This window comes from Thalassospira sp. CH_XMU1448-2 (assembly GCF_037027285.1).
In the GTDB taxonomy this organism is placed as follows: domain Bacteria; phylum Pseudomonadota; class Alphaproteobacteria; order Rhodospirillales; family Thalassospiraceae; genus Thalassospira; species Thalassospira profundimaris_C.
Genome location: NZ_JAYMEA010000006.1, coordinates 33072 through 51550 on the forward strand (window position 1 = coordinate 33072; position 18479 = coordinate 51550).

The following is an 18479-nucleotide window of genomic DNA, read 5'->3' on the forward strand; positions in this document are numbered from 1 at the left end:
CAGTTTCCCGGTCAGGCCGTCAAAATCTTGGCGCAACCGAGCAGGGCCGGGTATTTCGCCGTCATCAGGCGCACCGGCACATCATTCATCAAATCATGGAAACGGCCCTTGGCGATCATGCGCTCTTTCAGGCCGCTTTGTTTCATATAGTCGGCAATGCGCGGGCCGATGCCGCCACCGATAAAGACCCCGTCAAAGGCACCAAGCGTCAGGACAAGATCCCCTGCAACCCCGCCCATGAACAGGCAGAACCGTTCCAGCACCTTAAGGCAAAGCGGGTCACCATCCATAAGCGCACCATCGACAACCTCGGCTGCGGTTTTGGGGACCACCGTAACACCATCAATCGCCGCCAATGCACGATACAGGTTTTCAATCCCCATGCCCGACAGGATACGTTCGGCCGACACACGGCCCAGTTCCCCGGTCAGGAATTTGACGATCTCATAATCAAGATCGTCAACCGCAGGCAGGGACACATGTCCGCCTTCGCCCTGAATTGGCAACCAGTGCCCTTCATGGGGCAGCAATCCCGACACACCAAGCCCGGTTCCGGCCCCGATCACTGCCAATGGTAATCCCGGGCGTCCGGGGCCATCAAACAGCGTGATCAGGTCTTCGTCGCCCAGATACGGTACCGACATGGCAAGACCGGTGAAATCATTGACCACAACAAGGCGGTCCAGATTGAATTCGGCCTTGAGTGCCTTTTTGGAAAACACCCACGGGTTATTGGTGAACTTGATCGTATCGGCCATGGCAGGGCATGCCACCGCGACAGCAAATTCACGCAAATCCGAACAGTCGGTCTTGACCATAAAGTCCCGCATGGCATCGCCGATGGTTGCATATTCGCGCACCGGCAATGTCATCGGTGTATGGGGATTGCCGGCCTCGTCCAGCCAGGCAAAGCGGGCATTGGTCCCGCCGATATCACCAACCAGCATCATTACGCGACTTCAGCCTCCCCCGGGAAGGCGGCACTGGCACCCAATTCTGCCAGACCAACATGTTCGCGGAACACACCGAACATTTCACGGCCAAAGCCGTCCTGATGTTCGGCCTTGTTGTCAAAGGTCGCGAAATCACGCTTTGCCAATTCGGCCTCGGTCACGTTCAAAAGCAACTCGCCGGTTTCAGCATCCAGACGGATGATATCGCCGTCTTTGACCTTGGCAATCGGGCCATTCATCATGGCTTCGGGCGTCACATGAATGGCAGCCGGAACTTTGCCCGATGCACCAGACATACGGCCATCGGTAACCAGAGCCACCTTGTAGCCAAGATCCTGAAGCACGCCCAGCGGCGGGGTGAGTTTATGCAGTTCCGGCATACCATTGGCTTTCGGCCCCTGGAAACGCACGACACAAACCACGTCACGATGCAGCTTACCTTCCTTGAAGGCATCCATCATCGCTTCCTGGGATGTGAACACCGCTGCTGGCGCTTCGATCACGCGGTTTTCCGGCTTAACAGCAGATACCTTGATCACCGAACGGCCAAGATTGCCCGAAAGCATACGCAGACCGCCATCGGCACTGAATGCCTTTTCGGTCGGACGCAGGATTTCTTCATCATGGCTGTTTGCCGGGGCATCTCGCCATGCAAGCTTGCCATTATCAAGATACGGCTCGGTCCCATATGCGGCCATGCCACCGTTATGGATGGTTTCGAGATCCGGATGCAGGATGCCGTTTTTCAGAAGATCGGAAATCACAAAGCCCATGCCACCCGCAGCGTGGAAATGGTTCACATCGGCCTGACCGTTCGGATAAACACGGCACAGAAGCGGCACAATACGTGACAGTTCGTCAAAATCGTCCCAGCGCAGTTCGATACCGGCCGCCCGCGCCATGGCGGGCAGATGCAGGGTATGGTTGGTCGAACCACCGGTCGCAAGCAGACCGACGATGCCGTTCACAAAGGCCTTTTCGTCAAGAATCTTGCCAATCGGGCGGTAATCGTTGCCAAGCTTGGTGATCTGAAGGGCGCGACGTGCGGCCTCTTCGGTAAGCGCATCACGCAGTTCGGTATTCGGATTGACAAATGCCGCACCGGGAAGATGCAAGCCCATGACTTCCATCAGCATCTGGTTGGAGTTTGCCGTACCATAGAAAGTACAGGTGCCCGGGCTGTGATAGGATGCGGTTTCGGCCTCCAACAGTTCCTTGCGACCAACCTTGCCCTGAGCATAAAGCTGACGAATGCGGGCCTTTTCATTGTTTGGAAGCCCCGATGGCATCGGACCGGCCGGGACAAACACCGCCGGAATATGGCCATAGGAAAGCGCGCCCATGACAAGCCCCGGCACGATCTTGTCGCAAACACCAAGATACAGCGCGCCATCAAAGACGTCGTGAGACAGGGAAACCGCCGTCGACATCGCGATCACGTCGCGCGAGAACAGGCTAAGTTCCATGCCCGGACGGCCCTGTGTCACGCCGTCACACATGGCCGGAACGCCACCGGCAACCTGTGCGGTTGCGCCAGCTTCAAACACGGCCTTTTTGATCAGGTCCGGATAGACACCAAGCGGCTGATGGGCCGAAAGCATGTCATTATAGGACGTCACGATACCAAGATTGGCACCCTCGTCCCCATTGATGCGGGCCTTTTCCGCCGCACCACAGCCTGCCGAGGCATGGGCAAGGTTACCACAAGACAGCGAAGAGCGATGCGGGCGATCAGAAGCTGCTGCTTCGATCTTGGCAAGATAGGCTTCGCGGGTTGGTTTGGAACGCTCGATAATGCGTTTTGTAATCTGTTCTATTTCACGTTTCATGGGGCTCAGCCTTTCGGGTTCTCGGCGCTCCACCACAGATCGACGGGGACGTCAGTCTGCTGCAAAATTGCGCGAACTGGCATCTCTTCGATATCTGTGCCGTTTTTCGCGGTTTCAAAGGTCGACCATTTGGACTGTCCGGTAATATGGATACCTATATACCGGGCGTTAAGGATGGCGGGTAAAGTCATGCTGATGCGCGGGACCGGGGATACGGTCGGGCGTGCCGCAGCGACCACCTCGCCATGTTCGGGATAAAGCCCCTTGCGCAGGGCTTCGGGCGTTGAGGACGGGAAAAGTGATGCGGTATGACCGTCGTCCCCCATCCCCAAAAAGACAATATCAAGCGGCCAGTGCATTTCGGTGCGCAGACGGGCGCTAACCGTTGCAATTGCGTCTTCGGGGTTGCTGTCGGATGTTTTCAGCGACACAAAGCGCGCATTCTGGGCTTCGTTGATAAACAGGTTATCGCGCACCAGCTTCTCATTGGACTGGTCATCGTCAAGCCCCACCCAGCGATCATCGCCAAGGGTGACGGTTACCTTTGACCAGTCAAGGCGCGCGGTTGAAAGGGTCTGGAAAAGCGGCTTGGGGAACCGGCCACCGGCAACAGCAATGCTGGCATGGCCACGGGTGGCAATGGCAAATTCCAGCCGCTCGATGGTTTCCTTGACCATTGCCGCAAGCATGTCATCGCCGCTTTTGAAAATGCGTTCGTTAATCATGTTCTCTTCCCGAATTGGGGTCATGGGGAATATGTGGCACCCCGGCATCAAAGCCGGGGCAACATCATTCCTAGAACCCGGCTTCTTCGTTCCAGGTCCGTCCATCACGTTCAATCAGCGCAATGGCTGCTGACGGGCCCCACGTTCCAGAAGTGTAGCCTTTGGGCGTAACATGGTTGTTCTGCCAGGCTTCCTGAATGGCATCGACCCACTGCCAGGCGATGTCCTGTTCGTCACGACGCACAAACAGCGTGTTGTTGCCATCAATCGCATCAAGCAACAGACGCTCATAGGCATCCGGGCTTCGGCCACCAAAGGCCTCGGCGAATGACAGGTTAAGCGCCGTCGGGCGCAAACGCACAAGCCCCGGACCCGGGTTCTTGTTGTTCAGAACCAGATGGATACCGTCATCAGGCTGCAGGCGCAGAACCAGCTTGTTGGCCTGATAGTTGGTCATGGATTTTGCCAGCGGGAAAATCTGGTGGGGCACGTCGCGGAACTGGATCACGATTTCCGAATGACGTTTCGGAAGGCGTTTCCCCGTGCGCAGATAGAACGGAACCCCGGCCCAGCGCCAATTATTGAGCTCTGCCCGGATTGCGACAAAGGTTTCGGTGGTGCTATCGACATTGGCACCTTCTTCTTCAAGGTAGCCCGGCACTTCCTTGCCACCGACAGCGCCCTTGCGATACTGACCGCGCACGGTTGCGGTATCGATATTGGCATCCGTGATCGGTTGCAGGGCCTTAAGGACCTTGACCTTTTCATCACGCACCGCGTCCTGATCAAGGACATAGGGCGGTTCCATCGCAACAAGGCACAGCAACTGCAACATATGGTTCTGGACCATGTCGCGCATCGCACCGGCATCGTCATAATAGGACCAGCGCCCTTCGACACCGACTTCCTCGCCCACTGTGATCTGAACGTGATCGATATGTGCACTGTTCCAGAGCGGTTCGAACATCGCATTGGCAAAGCGCAGAATCATCAGGTTCTGCACCGTTTCCTTGCCAAGATAATGATCGATACGGAAAATCTGGTTCTCGTCAAAGACATCACCGATCTGGCCGTTGATTTCACGGCAGCTTTCAAGATCGTGGCCCAGCGGTTTTTCAAGCACGACACGGGAATTCGGTGTGACCAGACCAACCTTTTTCAGGTTAAATGCCATATCGGCAAACAACGCCGGGCTGGTCGAGAAATAATAGACACGGTCACGATCAGGCTGATCGGACAGTTTGTCATACAGAAGCTTGAAGCCCGCCTCGTCATCGGCAGAGACCTGCACATAGCCGATGCGGCTTGCGAATTTGGTCCAGATTTTGGCGTCAAACTCGCCCTTGGGGATGAATTTTTTCCCGGCTTCTTCCAGCTTGGAGCGGAATTCCTCGTCGCTATGTTCGCTGCGCGAAGCGCCAAAGATGCGGGTTTCATCATCGAAACGCCCGGTACGTTCCATTTCATAGAGTGCGGGGAACAATTTCCGTAACGCCAAATCTCCGGTCCCACCGAAAATCACGATATCAGCGATACGATGCTTAAGCCTTTGTCTCATTCTGCCCTTAGCCTTCCAACGTTTCCTTCCCGTCGCCAAGGTGGGACCCCGGATCAGATGATCCTGGCAGGCTACCGGGACACGGCATTTGCCGTGATAACAACATCGGGTTTTCCCGATGCGGCTTGTGCTTTCGCCCTTCTGCACAGATATGGACAGGCCATACATGATGCAAAGCGGGCATATTCGGGATGGTAAACATGATGCATTTCTGCGTCTGAAACATTTCCGGCGGGCAAGCACCCATGGCAATGTTTGAATGTCTGACCTTCCCGACCATTCCAGACAGCGCTGCTGTGTCCTGATCAGCAAGGCTGCGAAGTGACGGCTTTAGGCGCACTGTTACACGATCTCTGGGGGCAAGACCACTGCGATCAAACGCAAAACCGGTCGCTTTACCGGAATCTGGTTGAACCGTAACAATTTGTTGCGAAACACGTTCCACAACAGCCGAAATCAAGTCCAACAATACAACCTTACAGCACGCAGATGTAAGAAGAAAAAATCAACTATTTGAGTCATTAAAAAAAATCAGTCACAGGGTTTAGATCTATGCCGCCGTAACCACCACGTAAATGACCGCCCAGATTGCGCAGATCCAAGAGGAGATTAGGCAGCCTGCAGCTACAAACTTCACCCGGTTATTGAGCCAGTAGTAGAATTCTACACGCGACTCATATTTGAGCGCTGATGGCTCGGATGTGTTCACCAACGCAAAGTATTCTTTGGCAACCTTGGGATCAGCATAAATCTGACGCTCCATCACAATCTGGCACATCCACCGGCACCCCAGAAAACATGCACCACCGATACCAGCTAGGCCAATTGCCAGACTGAATACCAGAGATATCTCCTGTGTTACCAATCTCTGCGTGGCTGCATTTGCGAGCAATCCCAAAGTAGCGCCCGAGGCGATGATGCCAACTCCAAGAAATTTCATATACTGCTCCCACAGGAAGCAAAGCTTATCTGAGTAGAACTCGACTTGCGCTTCGGTCAGTTTACTGTCCTTGCCCATACACCACCTCCAGTTTGAGACGCACCGTTTTAAATTTCTAAAGTATGCATAAAGGCATAACAAATTCATAGCGCCCGGATAAGGCCAGTGTTCCCTTTTCAAGCCGTATATCCCGCCAACCGTTTCAGAAACATGAGGACTCGCGCAGAAGCGAAGTTTTCTGCGCCCTCTGTTCAACCCGAGTCTCAACAATCCAAGCAGATGTTCTCATTCACCCGCCAAAATGAGAACATTTAAGATCGACATAAAATCGTTTATTTTCAATAATATAAAGACAATCATCCCAATTTGTTCCAATTTTGTTCTTGCAGGAACAAAATCAGAACAGTATGTTTTCCCCAGACAGATTGAGGAGGACATCCCATGCACAAATTGATCGAAAACCCGACCCGCCTGAATGAGCTTTGCAGCACCGTTGCGATTGTCGGCAGTACAGGTTTCTTCCTGTTTGTGATCGCCTTGGGCATGGCACAGAGCCTTCGCGGTCTTGTCTGAAAAGTTCCCTATTGAAATCGACTTGAAATCTGTGAGGCCCGGACCTTAAGCCACCGTCGCTTTAGTCCATCACGGGCATCTGGCCGGCAGGCAACCCCGCACCCAAACCCTGTCCCGCCTGTCGGCCAGAGCTTCCCCAATGCCCGTATTCCCGATTGGGCCTCAGTTACCGCCTATAATGTACTCCGCACGACTTGGCGCTGCCATTCCCCTGGCAGTGCCTTTTCTTTTGGCGGCACACAGCATTGGCTAAGGATTCGGAAAGCAAAACCGGATCGACACCGGATCGACAGACGAGTCTTCTGGCGCTTCGACCTTGCGGGTTTGACAGCGGCGCTGACGACCATTTCAAGCTTAAAACACTTATTGCAACGCAACAACTTACGCTGCATTGCAAAATTTAACTCGACAGAACGCCCAAATTTCGTTTGAATCAAAGCAGAAAACGATAATTTGGACTTTCATCATACTTTATGGCTATTGCAAGTAAGCTTAACTATCGTAGGCTTCGAAGCAATTATGGGATTTCTGTTGCCAGGATATTCGCACCCTTTGCGATCTATCGGACACGCACCAGTCAAAACGGATGCTGCGCACAGAACCCCGAAAAGACCAAATCGCATATCGCAGAACAACTGCCTTGCGACAAGAAACAGGATGAAAGCCGTAACCAGGTCGGTGGCGATGCCCAATGGTCCGTCACCCGGGAGTGAGAATAAATGCTGTATCACCTTTACGAATTGCAGCACGCCACAATAAGCCCGCTTCGCATGGCAGCCGATGCCAGCAAAAAGTGGCTGCGCAATCCGGCAAACCCGTTGTCCTATACCCATCAGGGTCGGGCAGCTGCCGCAGCATGTGACGTGTTCACCCATTTCACCCACCGTTATGGCAAGCCGGAATTCGGTTTGGAAAGCACGGTTATTGATGGCGAAACGGTTCCGATCACCGAAGAAATCGTCCATAGCGAAGCTTTTTGCGACCTGCTGCATTTCAAGCGCGAAACCGACCACCTCAAGACCCAGCCCGATGACCCGCGCGTGCTTCTTGTCGCGCCGCTTTCCGGGCATTTTTCAACGCTTCTACGCGGCACGGTCGAGGCATTGCTTCCCGATCATGATGTTTACATCACTGACTGGATTGATGCGCGTACGGTTCCGGTCCATCAGGGCCACTTCGATCTTGATAGCTATATTGATTACCTGATGCGCTTCCTGCGCAAGCTTGGCCCGAACACCCATATGATCGCGGTGTGTCAGCCCTCTGTGCCGGTCGTTGCCGCCGCCTCCCTGATGGCTGCCGGTAACGAGAAATGCCAGCCTGCATCAATGACGCTGATGGGTGGCCCGATCGATACCCGCGAAAACCCGACCGAGGTCAATAATTTCGCCAAGCAGCACAGCCTTGACTGGTTTGAACACCACGTGCTTTCGCATGTGCCCCTGCCCCATGCCGGTGTCATGCGCCGTGTCTATCCAGGCTTCATGCAGCTGGCCGGTTTCATGAGCATGAACTGGGACCGCCATGTATCGGCCCATCACGACATGTTCCTGCATCTGGTTGAAGGCGACGGCGAAAGCGCTGATGCAAAGCGGTCTTTCTATCAGGAATATCTGGCAGTCATGGATATGACGGCGGAATTCTATCTGCAGACGCTTAAGGTCGTGTTCCATGAACACAGCCTGCCCGAAGGTACCATGCGCTGGCAGGGTGTCCCGGTTGATCCGTCTGCGATTACCAAAACTGCCCTTCTGACCGTCGAAGGCGAGCGCGACGATATTACCGGCATGGGCCAGACCCGCGCGGCACACAAGCTGTGCAGCAACCTGCCCGACAGCATGCGTATGCATCACCTGCAACAGGGTGTCGGCCATTACGGCGTCTTTAACGGTCGTCGCTGGCGCGAACAGATCAGCCCGCGCATCAAGGATTTCATCCGCCGTCACGATCATGAGGGCAAAGGCGCGCGCAGCGCACCCAATGTTACCCATATCAACGCGGCTGAATAATCGCGCGTCAGCCAGACCAATGATCAAAAGCCGCCCCGTAAAACGGGCGGCTTTTTTGTTTGGTGCTCTCCAGATTTTTCCCCTGATATGTAATGCCTGACAACAGCCCCAAAGCCCTTCTAAAAAAGCCACCAAAAGCTTGATGCTTATGCGAGAATGCCGTGTTTGATCATCCCGCTTGACCGTGCCGGAGCCTCCTTGATGGAAATTCTGTCCTCTGCTTTCATCTATCTTGTAGCTGCCGTGATTGCTGTGCCGATTGCCCAGCGTCTGGGTCTGGGCTCCGTCCTTGGATATCTGATTGCCGGTGTGATGATCGGCCCGGTTCTGGGCATCGTTGGCGCCGAAGCCGCCGACCTGCAACACTTTGCCGAGTTTGGCGTTGTAATGATGCTGTTTCTTGTCGGTCTGGAATTGCGTCCGGCGATGTTGTGGTCGATGCGCGGACAACTGATTGGCCTTGGTGGTCTTCAGGTACTGGCAACCACCGGCCTGATTGCCGCGGCCTGCATGGTGTTCGGGCTGGACTGGCAGCAATCTGTTGCCATCGGCATGATCCTTGCCCTGTCATCAACGGCGATTGTTCTGCAAACACTTGGTGAAAAAGGCTGGCTTGGTACGGTAGGAGGCAAGAGTTCGTTTGCGGTTTTGCTGACACAGGATGTTGCCGTGATCCCGATGCTGGCAATCATCCCCCTGCTTGCGGTGACAGCACACGGATCAGGTATCGCCCATGATACCGGGCATGGCGGCATATTGCTTGATCTGGTGCCGGACTGGGCGCAACCCGTTGTGATTATCGGTGCGATTGCCTCGATCGTCATTGGTGGACGCTATCTGATCCAGCCGATCTTTCGCTTTATTGCCAAATCACACTTGCGCGAAATCTTTACTGCGGCGGCCTTGTTGCTGGTGGTTGGCACCGCACTTTTGATGAATGCAATCGGCCTTAGCCCCGCACTTGGCACTTTCCTTGCCGGTGTCGTGCTGTCTGACAGTGAATATCGCCACGAACTTGAAAGCGACATTGAACCGTTCAAGGGACTGTTGCTTGGCCTGTTTTTCCTGACGGTTGGTGCTGGCATCGATTTCAATCTGTTCTTTGATCAACCCGGCACCCTGATCGGTATTGCCCTTGGCATCATGGCGGCGAAGTCTGTTGTGCTGTTTGCGATTGCAACGGTTGTCCGCATGTGTGGCGCGGACCGGATGCTGTTCTCGCTTGGTCTGGCACAGGCCGGGGAATTTGCCTTTGTGCTGTTTGGCATGGCCTATGGTGTCGGGGTATTGCCATCCGAACTTGCCCAGAAAATGACACTTGCCGTCGCCCTGACAATGTTTCTGACCCCGGTTGCGTTTATCATTCACGAGCGTTTTCTTGCGCCGCGTCTGGTCAATACCGGTACACGCGAGGCCGATAAAATCGAAGCTCCTGGCGATATCGTTGTCGCGGGTATCGGCCGTTTTGGCCAGATCATCACCCGTCTTCTGGGTACCAATGGCTACAATGTCGTGGTTCTTGACCACGATCCCGAACTGATTGAACGGCTTGGCCGGGTCGGGTTCCGCGCCTATTTCGGGGATGCAACACGCCCCGATCTTTTGCACACCACCGGTATTGCCAATGCCAAGCTGTTTGTGGCCGCAATCGATGGCCGTGACAACCTGACCGAACTGGTGACACACGTCGCCAAGCATTATCCAAATGTGCGCATTCTGGCCCGCGCCCTTGACCGCCATCATGTCTATGAGCTTGAAAATGCCGGGGCCCATTGCGTCCAGCGTGAAACGTTTGAAAGTGCGCTTAATCTTGGACGCGACGCCCTTGTCGAGCTTGGCCTGTCGCCAGCACGCGCAGATCGCAAGAAAACGGCTTTCCGCAAACATGATTTCGAAACGCTTGAAAAACTGCGCACCCGCTGGAACGAACATGGCGTTGACAAAGGCTATATCGACACCTTGCGCGCCCAGAACGAGACATTGTTTGAAATCATGCGCGACGAGCGCGGGGAACCTGATGAAGCCCCTGATCCACAAGCACAACAGCACTGATCACGCGAAAACGGGTCGGGCACCTGAAGCCATAAACGCATAATCGAAGGTCCACGCAAAGCTTTCCCGGCTTATATTGAACCATGCCTGAGACGGGCGCGTATCAAGTCGCGCAACAAGCCAAAGGCATCCCATGTCAGAACAGAACACCTTGTCACTTGAGACATTCCCCGAAAACCAGATCGCCATCGTCATCGGTGCGACCGGGGGGATTGGCAGGGCATTTGTGACCCACTTGAAAGTATCCGGGCACTTTGCCCGTGTTCTGGAATATGGACGGAAAACCGAACCGGGTCTTGATTTCGAAAATGTGGAAACCGTTGCCCGCTGTGCCGAGGATGCCAGGCGCCAATCGGCTGATCTGGGATGTGACATCGTTCTGATCATTGATGCGACCGGCTATCTGCATGACGAGGTGTTTCAGCCCGAAAAGTCCCTGAAACAGATCGATGCCGACTATATGGCCAAGCAGTTTCAGATCAATGCCATTGGTCCGGCCTTGCTGATGAAGCATTTCTGCCCGCTTTTAGCACGCAACGGAAAGTCGGTTTTCGCAACCCTTTCAGCCAAGGTTGGCAGTATTGGCGATAATCGGATGGGCGGATGGTACGGATATCGTGCGGCCAAGGCCGCCCTGAACCAGTTGGTCAAGTGTAGCGCCATTGAACTGGCCCGGAGCAAACGTGATGCGGTCTGTATTGCCCTGCATCCCGGCACGGTTGATACCGGACTTTCCGGTCCATTTGCAAAATCGGGCCTGAATGTTCAAAGCCCCGAGCAGGCTAGTGCAAACATGCTGGCCGTGATTAACAACCTTGCTGCGGACAAGTCGGGTGGTTTCTTTGCCTATGACGGACAGGAACTGCCCTGGTAGGCACGCGCCTATTCGAACAATCCGGTCAAAAGCGCATGCTGAAGCAAGATGATTGTCTTGGCATCGCGGATCCGCCCATCAGTGATCATCGGAAGAACATCGTCATAGCTGACTTCAAGAACGTGGATGTCTTCACCCTCGTCCCTTAGGCCACCGCCGTCTCCTTCGCGGTGATTGCGCGTGACCTCGGCAACGAACAGATGCAGACGCTCAGTCACGGAGCCCGGGCTCATGAAAAGGTCAAAGACCTTTTGCGGCTTGCCGATACGATAACCTGTTTCTTCCTCGACCTCTGCAATGACGGCGGCAGCGGGATCGCGATCATCAAGCAGGCCAGCCGGCACTTCGATCAGCATGCCGTCCGAATTGCCATTCACAAAAGACGGCAACCGGAATTGCCGGGTCAGGATCACTGTCCTGTCCGCACGGTTATAAAGAAGAATACCCGCCCCGTTGCCGCGCTCATAGGCTTCGCGCGTCTGGTGCTGCCATGTCCCGTCGGACCGTTTCAGGTCAAAACTGACGCGATAAAGGTGATACCAGTTGTCAGACAGACATTCGATATCATCAATACGCACATGGTCCTGGTCGGGGATCAACCAGCCTTTGGGCAGATCTGACATGGTGTCTCCGGCTTTTGCGAACTAGCGGTTCAAAAATGCAGACAGGGTCAAAAGAACCGCATCGGGCTTTTCGGCATGTACCCAGTGGCCCGCCCCCTTGATGCTGGTAAAGGCGGCCTTGGGAAACAGCGATTTGATATGATCACGATCATTGGGATCGACATAGTGGGAATTCGCACCCGAGATAAACAGAACATCACCGTCATAGGAACCGGTTACATCGCCCTCGGGCCAGCCAATAATGTCAGCAAGATGGGCAGCCATGGCGTCAATATTGACCTGCCATGACATTTTGCCGGTATCCTTGTCTGTCGTGACATTCTGGGCGAGAAACTGACGGATACCCTTTTCCGAGACACCCGATGAAAGGGCATCTTCGACCTCGGCACGGCGGGTCACCGCATCAAAATCGACACCGCGCATTGCACTGATATAACCGGTGTAATCGTGTTCGTAGCGAACCGGGGCGATATCGACGATCACCAGATCAGCCACCAGACCGGAATCTTTCGACAGCGACAGCACCATCGATGCCTTCCCCCCCATCGAATGCCCGACCAGATGAACCGGTTTACCAGAAACATCGCGGATCAGTTCGGCAAGGTCGGACGCCATTGCGGGATAGGTCATTTCCATATCCCAGTCTGACCGGCCATGGTTGCGCAAATCCGCAGTCACCACGTGGTATTTTTCCGCCAGACGCCGGGCAATCGCGGTCCAGTTCCGGGCCTGCCCGAACAGACCATGGACAATCACAATGGTTCCATTGTCGCGATTTTCTTCACCAAAGGCATAATGAGCGAGTTTCATAAGAACCAGTTTCTCCGGAATTCAGGCGGGATATTCCCCCTTAATAACCGGCTCGGCTCCGAAGGTGAAGCATACATACGAAAACACCCCCGCATGGGAGGATTGCGGAGGTGTTTTTCAAGATACCAGACGAACTGGCACCGGAATTCTTTGGAGGGCGAACTTATGCGCCAGCCGGTACGCCGCCATGCGGCTTACGGTTTGCACCGAACAGTGCAGCAACCTTGCGAACGACTGCCAGAAACATGCTGCGCATTGCAGCCGCACGGAGATGTTCTGCTTCGCGCTGCAGGGCAACCAGGTCATAATCACGATACATTTTCATGTCCGTTTCCTTTCAAAAGCATCCCGCGCATATCGCGTCTGGGTTTTGCGTTACATTCTCTGAAAACCGGTGTACGCCTGTTTTTACATTCCCACGAGAAGAGATTCCTCACTCCACCCATGCACGTTATGCATAACGTGAAACATTACCGCCACAATTACCGCATGCGCATAACGCATGAATGTATCATGACAAATAACAGCTTCGATTTGCTGGATATTTTCAAAAAGCCTCTGCTTCAAGCGGACATCAGAACTGGATTAATTAGAGATTTCTGCCCTGTTCAGAGCCTCGTTTCCATAAACCAGTAGAAGAAACCATGCGAAAAACAGCTTTGGCCACCGCGATTTTTTTGCCAAATACGTTAAAATCATCCGTTTTTTTCGCCGGAGTCCGACCAAACAATTTTGCATGGCTTTGTCAAAAGCAAAAAACGGCAAAAGCCAGGAAGGCAATTGCCGTTTTCCGATCTGTGATTTGAGCGGTATTTGGGGTCGCGTCAGTCCACACTAACCAATCGCGTAATTGAGGTATTTGGGTTCAAGATATTCCTCAAGCCCCCAATGACCGCCTTCGCGGCCCTGTCCGCTTTCCTTTACCCCGCCAAAAGGCGCGCCTTCATGGCTGGTGGTGCCATCATTGATCCCGACAACACCGGTCTCAAGACGATCAGCAATCCGCTGAACCCGGCCGATATCACGGCTATAAAGATAGGATGACAGGCCGGTGCGCACCCGGTTGGCAAGTTCGATCACCTCATCCTCGGTCGAGAAACAGTAAATCGGGGCGACCGGGGCAAACAGCTCCTCGTCAAAACAGTCAGCATCATGGGGAACATCCGTCATCACCAGCGGACGGACGAAATGTCCTTCGCCCGGCATCTCTGCGCCATAAATCAGTGTCGCCCCGGCTTTCTGGGCATTCTCGACCAGACGTTTGACCTTGGCCACCGCCTGACGATTGATCAGCGGGCCGATATCCGTTCCGGGCACGAAGCCGTTGCCGATGGTCTGTGCGTTGCTTGCTGCAATGAACTTTGAAACGAATGCCTCATAGACACTGTCCTGGACAAAGATGCGGTTGGCACAAACGCAGGTCTGGCCGCTGTTACGGAATTTCGAAATCATCGCCCCGGCAACCGCGGCATCAATATCGGCATCATCCATAACGATAAAGGGTGCATTGCCGCCAAGCTCAAGCGACAGCTTTTTCATGGTGGGCGCACATTGCACCATCAGCCGTTTGCCAACTTCGGTCGACCCGGTAAAGGACAACATCCGGACGCGTTCATCGCCTGTCAGAGCCTCGGCAATCGGTTGGGGAAGCCCCGTCACCACGTTAAAGACCCCGGCAGGAAAACCCGCCTGCTCGGCAAGCTTTGCTGCGGCCAATGCCGAAAGCGGCGTATCTTCGGCCGGTTTGACAATAACGGTACAGCCTGCTGCCAGGGCAGGCGCACATTTGCGCACAACCATGGTCAGCGGAAAGTTCCATGGCGTGATTGCCGCCACCACGCCCACCGGATGCTTTTGCACCACGACACGGCGGTCGCGCTGGGTGGCCGGCATGGTCTGACCATAGGCGCGCTTGGCTTCTTCGCCATACCATTCGGCATAGGCAATTGCCCCGATCACTTCGCGCAGGGCCTGATCATAGGGTTTACCCTGCTCAAGCGTGATAAGGGCAGCCAGGTCTTCCTGATGGGTTTCAAGCAGATCGCGCCAGCGCCGCACCATGACAGCGCGGTCCTTGGCCAACAGGCGCGACCAGCCCGGAAAGGCATCATGGGCGGCATCGATTGCACGGCGCGCCTCGGACGTACGCATGAACGGAACCGCCCCGATGACATCGCCCCGCGCAGGGTCAATGACGTCAAGGACCTCCTTGCTGTCGGCATCCTGCCAGACACCATTGATATAGGCACGTTTCAGGTCCCAGTCGCGGATAAGACTGCGCGCACGCGCACGGCCTTCGCGGATGGCAGTTTCATTGGCGGTCGAAGCATCATGTGGGGCGGCGGTCGACATATCTGGTAGTTCCTTTGACGCATGTGTCGAAAAAATCTTTCTACTCACGCGCTTGTGATTCCGGTTTTAGGGGCGCAACTGGGACACTAAGCTGAGCGACAGGCATGAAGCAACAAGATGCTTCCAAGAGAGAAAAGAAACAAACGCCTGTTTCGCGATCAGAGAGACCACGCAAACGACAATAGAGAGAAGCCATGAAGCACCTTGTTACTGCAGGACTGTTCGGCGCGATGATCGCCGCGGGCAGCATCATGCCGATCAATGCCAACGCTGACGAGATGATGGATAATGATGCCGTACAAAACCGCCAGATGTTGATGGACGGGATTGGCGGCGCCATGGGAACACTTGGATGTTACCTTAAGGGACAATGTGATCTTCCTGATCCGGTCTTGCGCAATCTTGCCAATGGCATTGCCTTTGCCGCAGCAAGTGCCCCGGCCGCCTTCGAACCCCAAACAACGGGTGCGACGGTAAAAACCACCGCGACCGAGAAAGTCTGGACCGACTGGGATGATTTTTCCGGTCGTTTCCCGGAACTCAGGGAAGCAGCCCTTGCAGTGGCGGCAGTTGCCGGTGACAAATCGGCAATGGGTGCAGCGATGGGTGATCTTGGCAAGACCTGCAAAGGATGCCACGACACCTATCGGTCGAAATAATCATATCTGTCTCGCCCTTACCCCGGGGCAAGTGTCCCTGATCCGGCTTTTTCTCCCCCCTGCTGATAGCTCAGCACACCAAAATCCGGATCGGGGGCATATAATCAAAAAGGCCACTAGCGCATCGCACTGGTGGCCTTTGATTTTCATGCTGTGACACGAACAGTTCTAGCCGCGCGCAACCGTAACCATCCCCCAGACGATCAACCCGCAAACAATCAGGATCGCAATTCCGACAACCGGGGACGCAAAGCGGATTTGTGCAAATCTGGCTGCCAGCTCTACCGGCACCGTTCGCACACCTGTTACCATCGCACCAATCAGGTTTTCACGCTTTGCCACCAGATAGAACAGGGCTGCAAAGACATGCAGCCCGACCATTACGTAAATCAGATTGATATTGGTGCGATGGATCCAGTTCATGATGCGCGCGACATCGGAACTGACATGAGCAACAAGCGGCCCGTCAAAGAACAGGAAGGTGTCTTCGCTGGCAAAAAGACCACTGATCGCCTGAATAGCGACCAGAACGATCAGAACCACAACCATCCAGCCCCCGGCCGGATTATGCCCGGCATAGGTCAGTTCAGCCATCGAGCCAGTCGGGATTTTAACCGCATATCCGATGACCTTGTCCGGTCCCTTTATAAAAGACCCGAACCGCGCGTTCGAACTTCCGACAAATCCCCAGATGATGCGAAACAGAACAAGTGCCAACACGCTGTATCCGGCAATGGCGTGGATATCGATCATCAGTTGCCGGTTGGTCCACCATGCGGTGACAATGGCCACAACCAGTGCCCAGTGGAACAGGCGCACCGGGAAGTCCCAGAGTTTGACTTTCTTTTGATCTGACATCTGATGGCTCATCTGGTCCCTCCTGGCGTAACGAAGTTCTGGTCCGGTCTGTTGCACAGCTTAAACTGATAATGCCCTGCCATTTCTTTAAGACCAGATCAATTTGCGGGTATCACATTCAAAAAACGTGAATATTTCGCAACAAACCCATTCTTCAATTGAAAATCATTATCATAAGCAGTATCACTTGGACTGAAAGCATCTGGATCGGGGCGAAGATCGGGGACCAGATTTCTTCGTTTGCAAAGATTCACTCGCCTTTTGATCCGCAGGGCACTGCCCTTGGCTCACTTTCAGGGATAGATGGGAACTCCTATGAAAATCGCAAAAATTCTCGGGACGGCCGCTTTGGTTTCGACCCTTGGCGTGCAGGCCTATGCCGCACCGGGCGCCAAAGACGTTCTGACGACCTATGCCGATATCGCACATGCCGGTTACGAAGACTCACTGATCACGGCCAAGAAGTTACAATCCGCAATTGATGCACTGATCGCGCAACCCTCGGCAGAGACCTTTGGCGCGGCAAAGTCTGCATGGCTTGCGGCACGGGTACCATATCAGCAGACCGAAGTTTATCGTTTTGGCAATGCCATCGTCGATGACTGGGAAGGCAAGGTAAATGCGTGGCCGCTTGACGAAGGTCTGATCGACTATGTCGAAACCGGCCTTTACGGCGAAGAAAGTGAAGAAAACCCGGCCTATACCGCTAATGTCATCGCAAATCCGAGCCTGAACATTTCAGGCACGACCATTGATGCATCGATCATTGATGCCGCCCTTCTTGAAGACTTACATGAAATCGACGATGTCGAATCAAACGTTGCGACCGGCTATCATGCGATTGAATTCCTGCTTTGGGGTCAAGACCTTAACGGGACCGATGCCGGTGCCGGTGCACGTGAATGGACCGACTATGCAGGCGGTGATGCGTGCACCAACGATAATTGCGACCGCCGTGGCGCATATCTCAAAGCGGCGGGCGAGCTTCTGGTATCCGATCTGGAATGGATCACCGAACAGTGGGCCGATGGTGGCGAAGCACGCGAAACCGTTCTTGAAGGTGATGGTGTTCCGGGCCTGACTGCGATTGTGACCGGTATGGGGTCGCTGTCTTATGGCGAACTGGGCGGCGAGCGCACCAAGCTTGGTCTGCTGCTTCATGATCCGGAAGAAGAGCATGATTGCTTCTCGGACAACACCCACAACAGCCACTTCTATGACGCACTTGGCATCCAGAACGTTTATCTTGGCCGTTACACGCGCGTTGACGGTTCTGTCGTTGAAGGTCCGGCACTTTCCGATCTGGTAGCAGCCAAGGACGCCGCCCTTGATACCGAACTGCGCGGCAAGCTTGCGACGTCGGTTCTGGCAGGCAAGGCCATGGTTACCCGTGCACAGGGTGGCGAACATTTCGATCAGCTGATCGCCATGGGCAATGACGACGGCAACGCTGTTGTTCAGACCTTTGTTGATGCACTGGTTGATCAGACCAAATCGATTGAACAGATCATTGCTGCTGTTGGCATTGACGGCATTGAATTCGAAGGCTCTGACAGCCTCGATAACCCGTCTGCAGTCAACTGAGCCTGATGACTCGACACCTGCCTTGATGGCACTGAACGGCGGGGGATTCAGTCTCCCGCCGTTTTGCTTTTACAATAATT

16 protein-coding genes are annotated in these 18479 nt (G+C 54.4%); 6 read left to right on the top strand and 10 right to left on the bottom strand.

Features of this window, described 5'->3' with window-relative positions:
- Positions 1-11: 11 nt before the first annotated feature.
- From glk to WA318_RS18140, 5 genes are all read right to left on the bottom strand, one after another.
- On the bottom strand, positions 12-950 hold the full coding sequence (gene glk, locus WA318_RS18120; RefSeq protein ID WP_336083406.1) for a glucokinase: 939 nt from the start codon (positions 948-950) through the stop codon (positions 12-14).
- Positions 950-2782 (bottom strand): phosphogluconate dehydratase, encoded by a 1833-nt coding sequence (gene edd / locus WA318_RS18125; RefSeq protein WP_336083408.1) that lies wholly within the window; start codon positions 2780-2782, stop codon positions 950-952. The genes glk and edd overlap by 1 nt, the downstream gene beginning before the upstream one ends.
- A 5-nt stretch (positions 2783-2787) precedes the next feature.
- Entirely contained in the window at positions 2788-3507 is a 720-nt protein-coding gene (pgl, locus tag WA318_RS18130; RefSeq protein WP_114099320.1) for a 6-phosphogluconolactonase, read from the bottom strand.
- Positions 3508-3577: 70 nt separating this feature from the next.
- Positions 3578-5065 (bottom strand): glucose-6-phosphate dehydrogenase, encoded by a 1488-nt coding sequence (gene zwf / locus WA318_RS18135; RefSeq protein WP_114099319.1) that lies wholly within the window; start codon positions 5063-5065, stop codon positions 3578-3580.
- A gap of 550 nt (positions 5066-5615) precedes the next feature.
- Positions 5616-6083 carry a hypothetical protein gene (locus WA318_RS18140; protein WP_114099317.1) on the bottom strand — a complete coding sequence of 156 codons (468 nt, stop codon included), beginning with the start codon at positions 6081-6083 and terminating at the stop codon, positions 5616-5618.
- A gap of 363 nt (positions 6084-6446) precedes the next feature.
- Here WA318_RS18140 and WA318_RS18145 point away from each other — a divergent pair, with 363 nt between their 5' ends.
- The 4 genes from WA318_RS18145 (at position 6447) to WA318_RS18160 (ending at position 11513) form a co-directional block, all read left to right on the top strand.
- Positions 6447-6578 (top strand): hypothetical protein, encoded by a 132-nt coding sequence (locus WA318_RS18145; protein WP_255355705.1) that lies wholly within the window; start codon positions 6447-6449, stop codon positions 6576-6578.
- Between the two features lie 719 nt (positions 6579-7297).
- Complete coding sequence (locus WA318_RS18150) at positions 7298-8587, top strand: polyhydroxyalkanoate depolymerase (RefSeq protein ID WP_114099316.1); 1290 nt, start codon at positions 7298-7300, stop codon at positions 8585-8587.
- Positions 8588-8788: 201 nt separating this feature from the next.
- Complete coding sequence (locus tag WA318_RS18155; RefSeq protein ID WP_336083416.1) at positions 8789-10639, top strand: monovalent cation:proton antiporter-2 (CPA2) family protein; 1851 nt, start codon at positions 8789-8791, stop codon at positions 10637-10639.
- A 133-nt stretch (positions 10640-10772) separates the two neighbouring features.
- A complete protein-coding gene (locus WA318_RS18160; RefSeq protein ID WP_336083418.1) occupies positions 10773-11513 on the top strand; it encodes an SDR family NAD(P)-dependent oxidoreductase in 741 nt (246 codons plus the stop codon).
- A gap of 8 nt (positions 11514-11521) precedes the next feature.
- Here WA318_RS18160 and WA318_RS18165 read toward each other — a convergent pair whose 3' ends face one another.
- The 4 genes from WA318_RS18165 to WA318_RS18180 form a co-directional block, all read right to left on the bottom strand.
- Positions 11522-12136, bottom strand: coding sequence for an NUDIX domain-containing protein (locus tag WA318_RS18165; protein ID WP_336083420.1), 615 nt, complete (start codon positions 12134-12136; stop codon positions 11522-11524).
- A gap of 21 nt (positions 12137-12157) precedes the next feature.
- Positions 12158-12946 (bottom strand): alpha/beta fold hydrolase, encoded by a 789-nt coding sequence (locus WA318_RS18170; protein WP_336083422.1) that lies wholly within the window; start codon positions 12944-12946, stop codon positions 12158-12160.
- Between the two features lie 163 nt (positions 12947-13109).
- Entirely contained in the window at positions 13110-13271 is a 162-nt protein-coding gene (locus tag WA318_RS18175) for an RSP_7527 family protein (RefSeq protein ID WP_181850366.1), read from the bottom strand.
- A 509-nt stretch (positions 13272-13780) separates the two neighbouring features.
- Entirely contained in the window at positions 13781-15298 is a 1518-nt protein-coding gene (locus tag WA318_RS18180) for an NAD-dependent succinate-semialdehyde dehydrogenase (RefSeq protein ID WP_336083425.1), read from the bottom strand.
- A gap of 194 nt (positions 15299-15492) precedes the next feature.
- Here WA318_RS18180 and WA318_RS18185 point away from each other — a divergent pair, with 194 nt between their 5' ends.
- Positions 15493-15957: a c-type cytochrome gene (locus tag WA318_RS18185; RefSeq protein ID WP_336083427.1), complete on the top strand. Its 465-nt coding sequence runs from the start codon at positions 15493-15495 to the stop codon at positions 15955-15957.
- Between the two features lie 168 nt (positions 15958-16125).
- Here WA318_RS18185 and WA318_RS18190 read toward each other — a convergent pair whose 3' ends face one another.
- Entirely contained in the window at positions 16126-16827 is a 702-nt protein-coding gene (locus tag WA318_RS18190; RefSeq protein ID WP_336083429.1) for a cytochrome b/b6 domain-containing protein, read from the bottom strand.
- Positions 16828-17130: 303 nt separating this feature from the next.
- Between WA318_RS18190 and WA318_RS18195 the strand changes: the two genes are divergently transcribed.
- Positions 17131-18399 (top strand): imelysin family protein, encoded by a 1269-nt coding sequence (locus WA318_RS18195; RefSeq protein WP_114099308.1) that lies wholly within the window; start codon positions 17131-17133, stop codon positions 18397-18399.
- Positions 18400-18479: the final 80 nt, after the last annotated feature.

Bases quoted from the DNA above. Each gene is read 5' to 3' on its own strand.
- zwf (WP_114099319.1), bottom strand. From the start codon at position 5,065: ATGAGACAAAGGCTTAAGCATCGTATCGCTGATATCGTGATTTTCGGT.
- WA318_RS18190 (WP_336083429.1), bottom strand. From the start codon at position 16,827: ATGAGCCATCAGATGTCAGATCAAAAGAAAGTCAAACTCTGGGACTTC.
- WA318_RS18170 (WP_336083422.1), bottom strand. From the start codon at position 12,946: ATGAAACTCGCTCATTATGCCTTTGGTGAAGAAAATCGCGACAATGGA.
- WA318_RS18155 (WP_336083416.1), top strand. From the start codon at position 8,789: ATGGAAATTCTGTCCTCTGCTTTCATCTATCTTGTAGCTGCCGTGATT.
- WA318_RS18150 (WP_114099316.1), top strand. From the start codon at position 7,298: ATGCTGTATCACCTTTACGAATTGCAGCACGCCACAATAAGCCCGCTT.
- WA318_RS18145 (WP_255355705.1), top strand. From the start codon at position 6,447: ATGCACAAATTGATCGAAAACCCGACCCGCCTGAATGAGCTTTGCAGC.
- WA318_RS18165 (WP_336083420.1), bottom strand. From the start codon at position 12,136: ATGTCAGATCTGCCCAAAGGCTGGTTGATCCCCGACCAGGACCATGTG.
- WA318_RS18175 (WP_181850366.1), bottom strand. From the start codon at position 13,271: ATGAAAATGTATCGTGATTATGACCTGGTTGCCCTGCAGCGCGAAGCA.
- WA318_RS18140 (WP_114099317.1), bottom strand. From the start codon at position 6,083: ATGGGCAAGGACAGTAAACTGACCGAAGCGCAAGTCGAGTTCTACTCA.
- WA318_RS18195 (WP_114099308.1), top strand. From the start codon at position 17,131: ATGAAAATCGCAAAAATTCTCGGGACGGCCGCTTTGGTTTCGACCCTT.
- WA318_RS18185 (WP_336083427.1), top strand. From the start codon at position 15,493: ATGAAGCACCTTGTTACTGCAGGACTGTTCGGCGCGATGATCGCCGCG.
- glk (WP_336083406.1), bottom strand. From the start codon at position 950: ATGATGCTGGTTGGTGATATCGGCGGGACCAATGCCCGCTTTGCCTGG.
- pgl (WP_114099320.1), bottom strand. From the start codon at position 3,507: ATGATTAACGAACGCATTTTCAAAAGCGGCGATGACATGCTTGCGGCA.
- WA318_RS18160 (WP_336083418.1), top strand. From the start codon at position 10,773: ATGTCAGAACAGAACACCTTGTCACTTGAGACATTCCCCGAAAACCAG.
- edd (WP_336083408.1), bottom strand. From the start codon at position 2,782: ATGAAACGTGAAATAGAACAGATTACAAAACGCATTATCGAGCGTTCC.
- WA318_RS18180 (WP_336083425.1), bottom strand. From the start codon at position 15,298: ATGTCGACCGCCGCCCCACATGATGCTTCGACCGCCAATGAAACTGCC.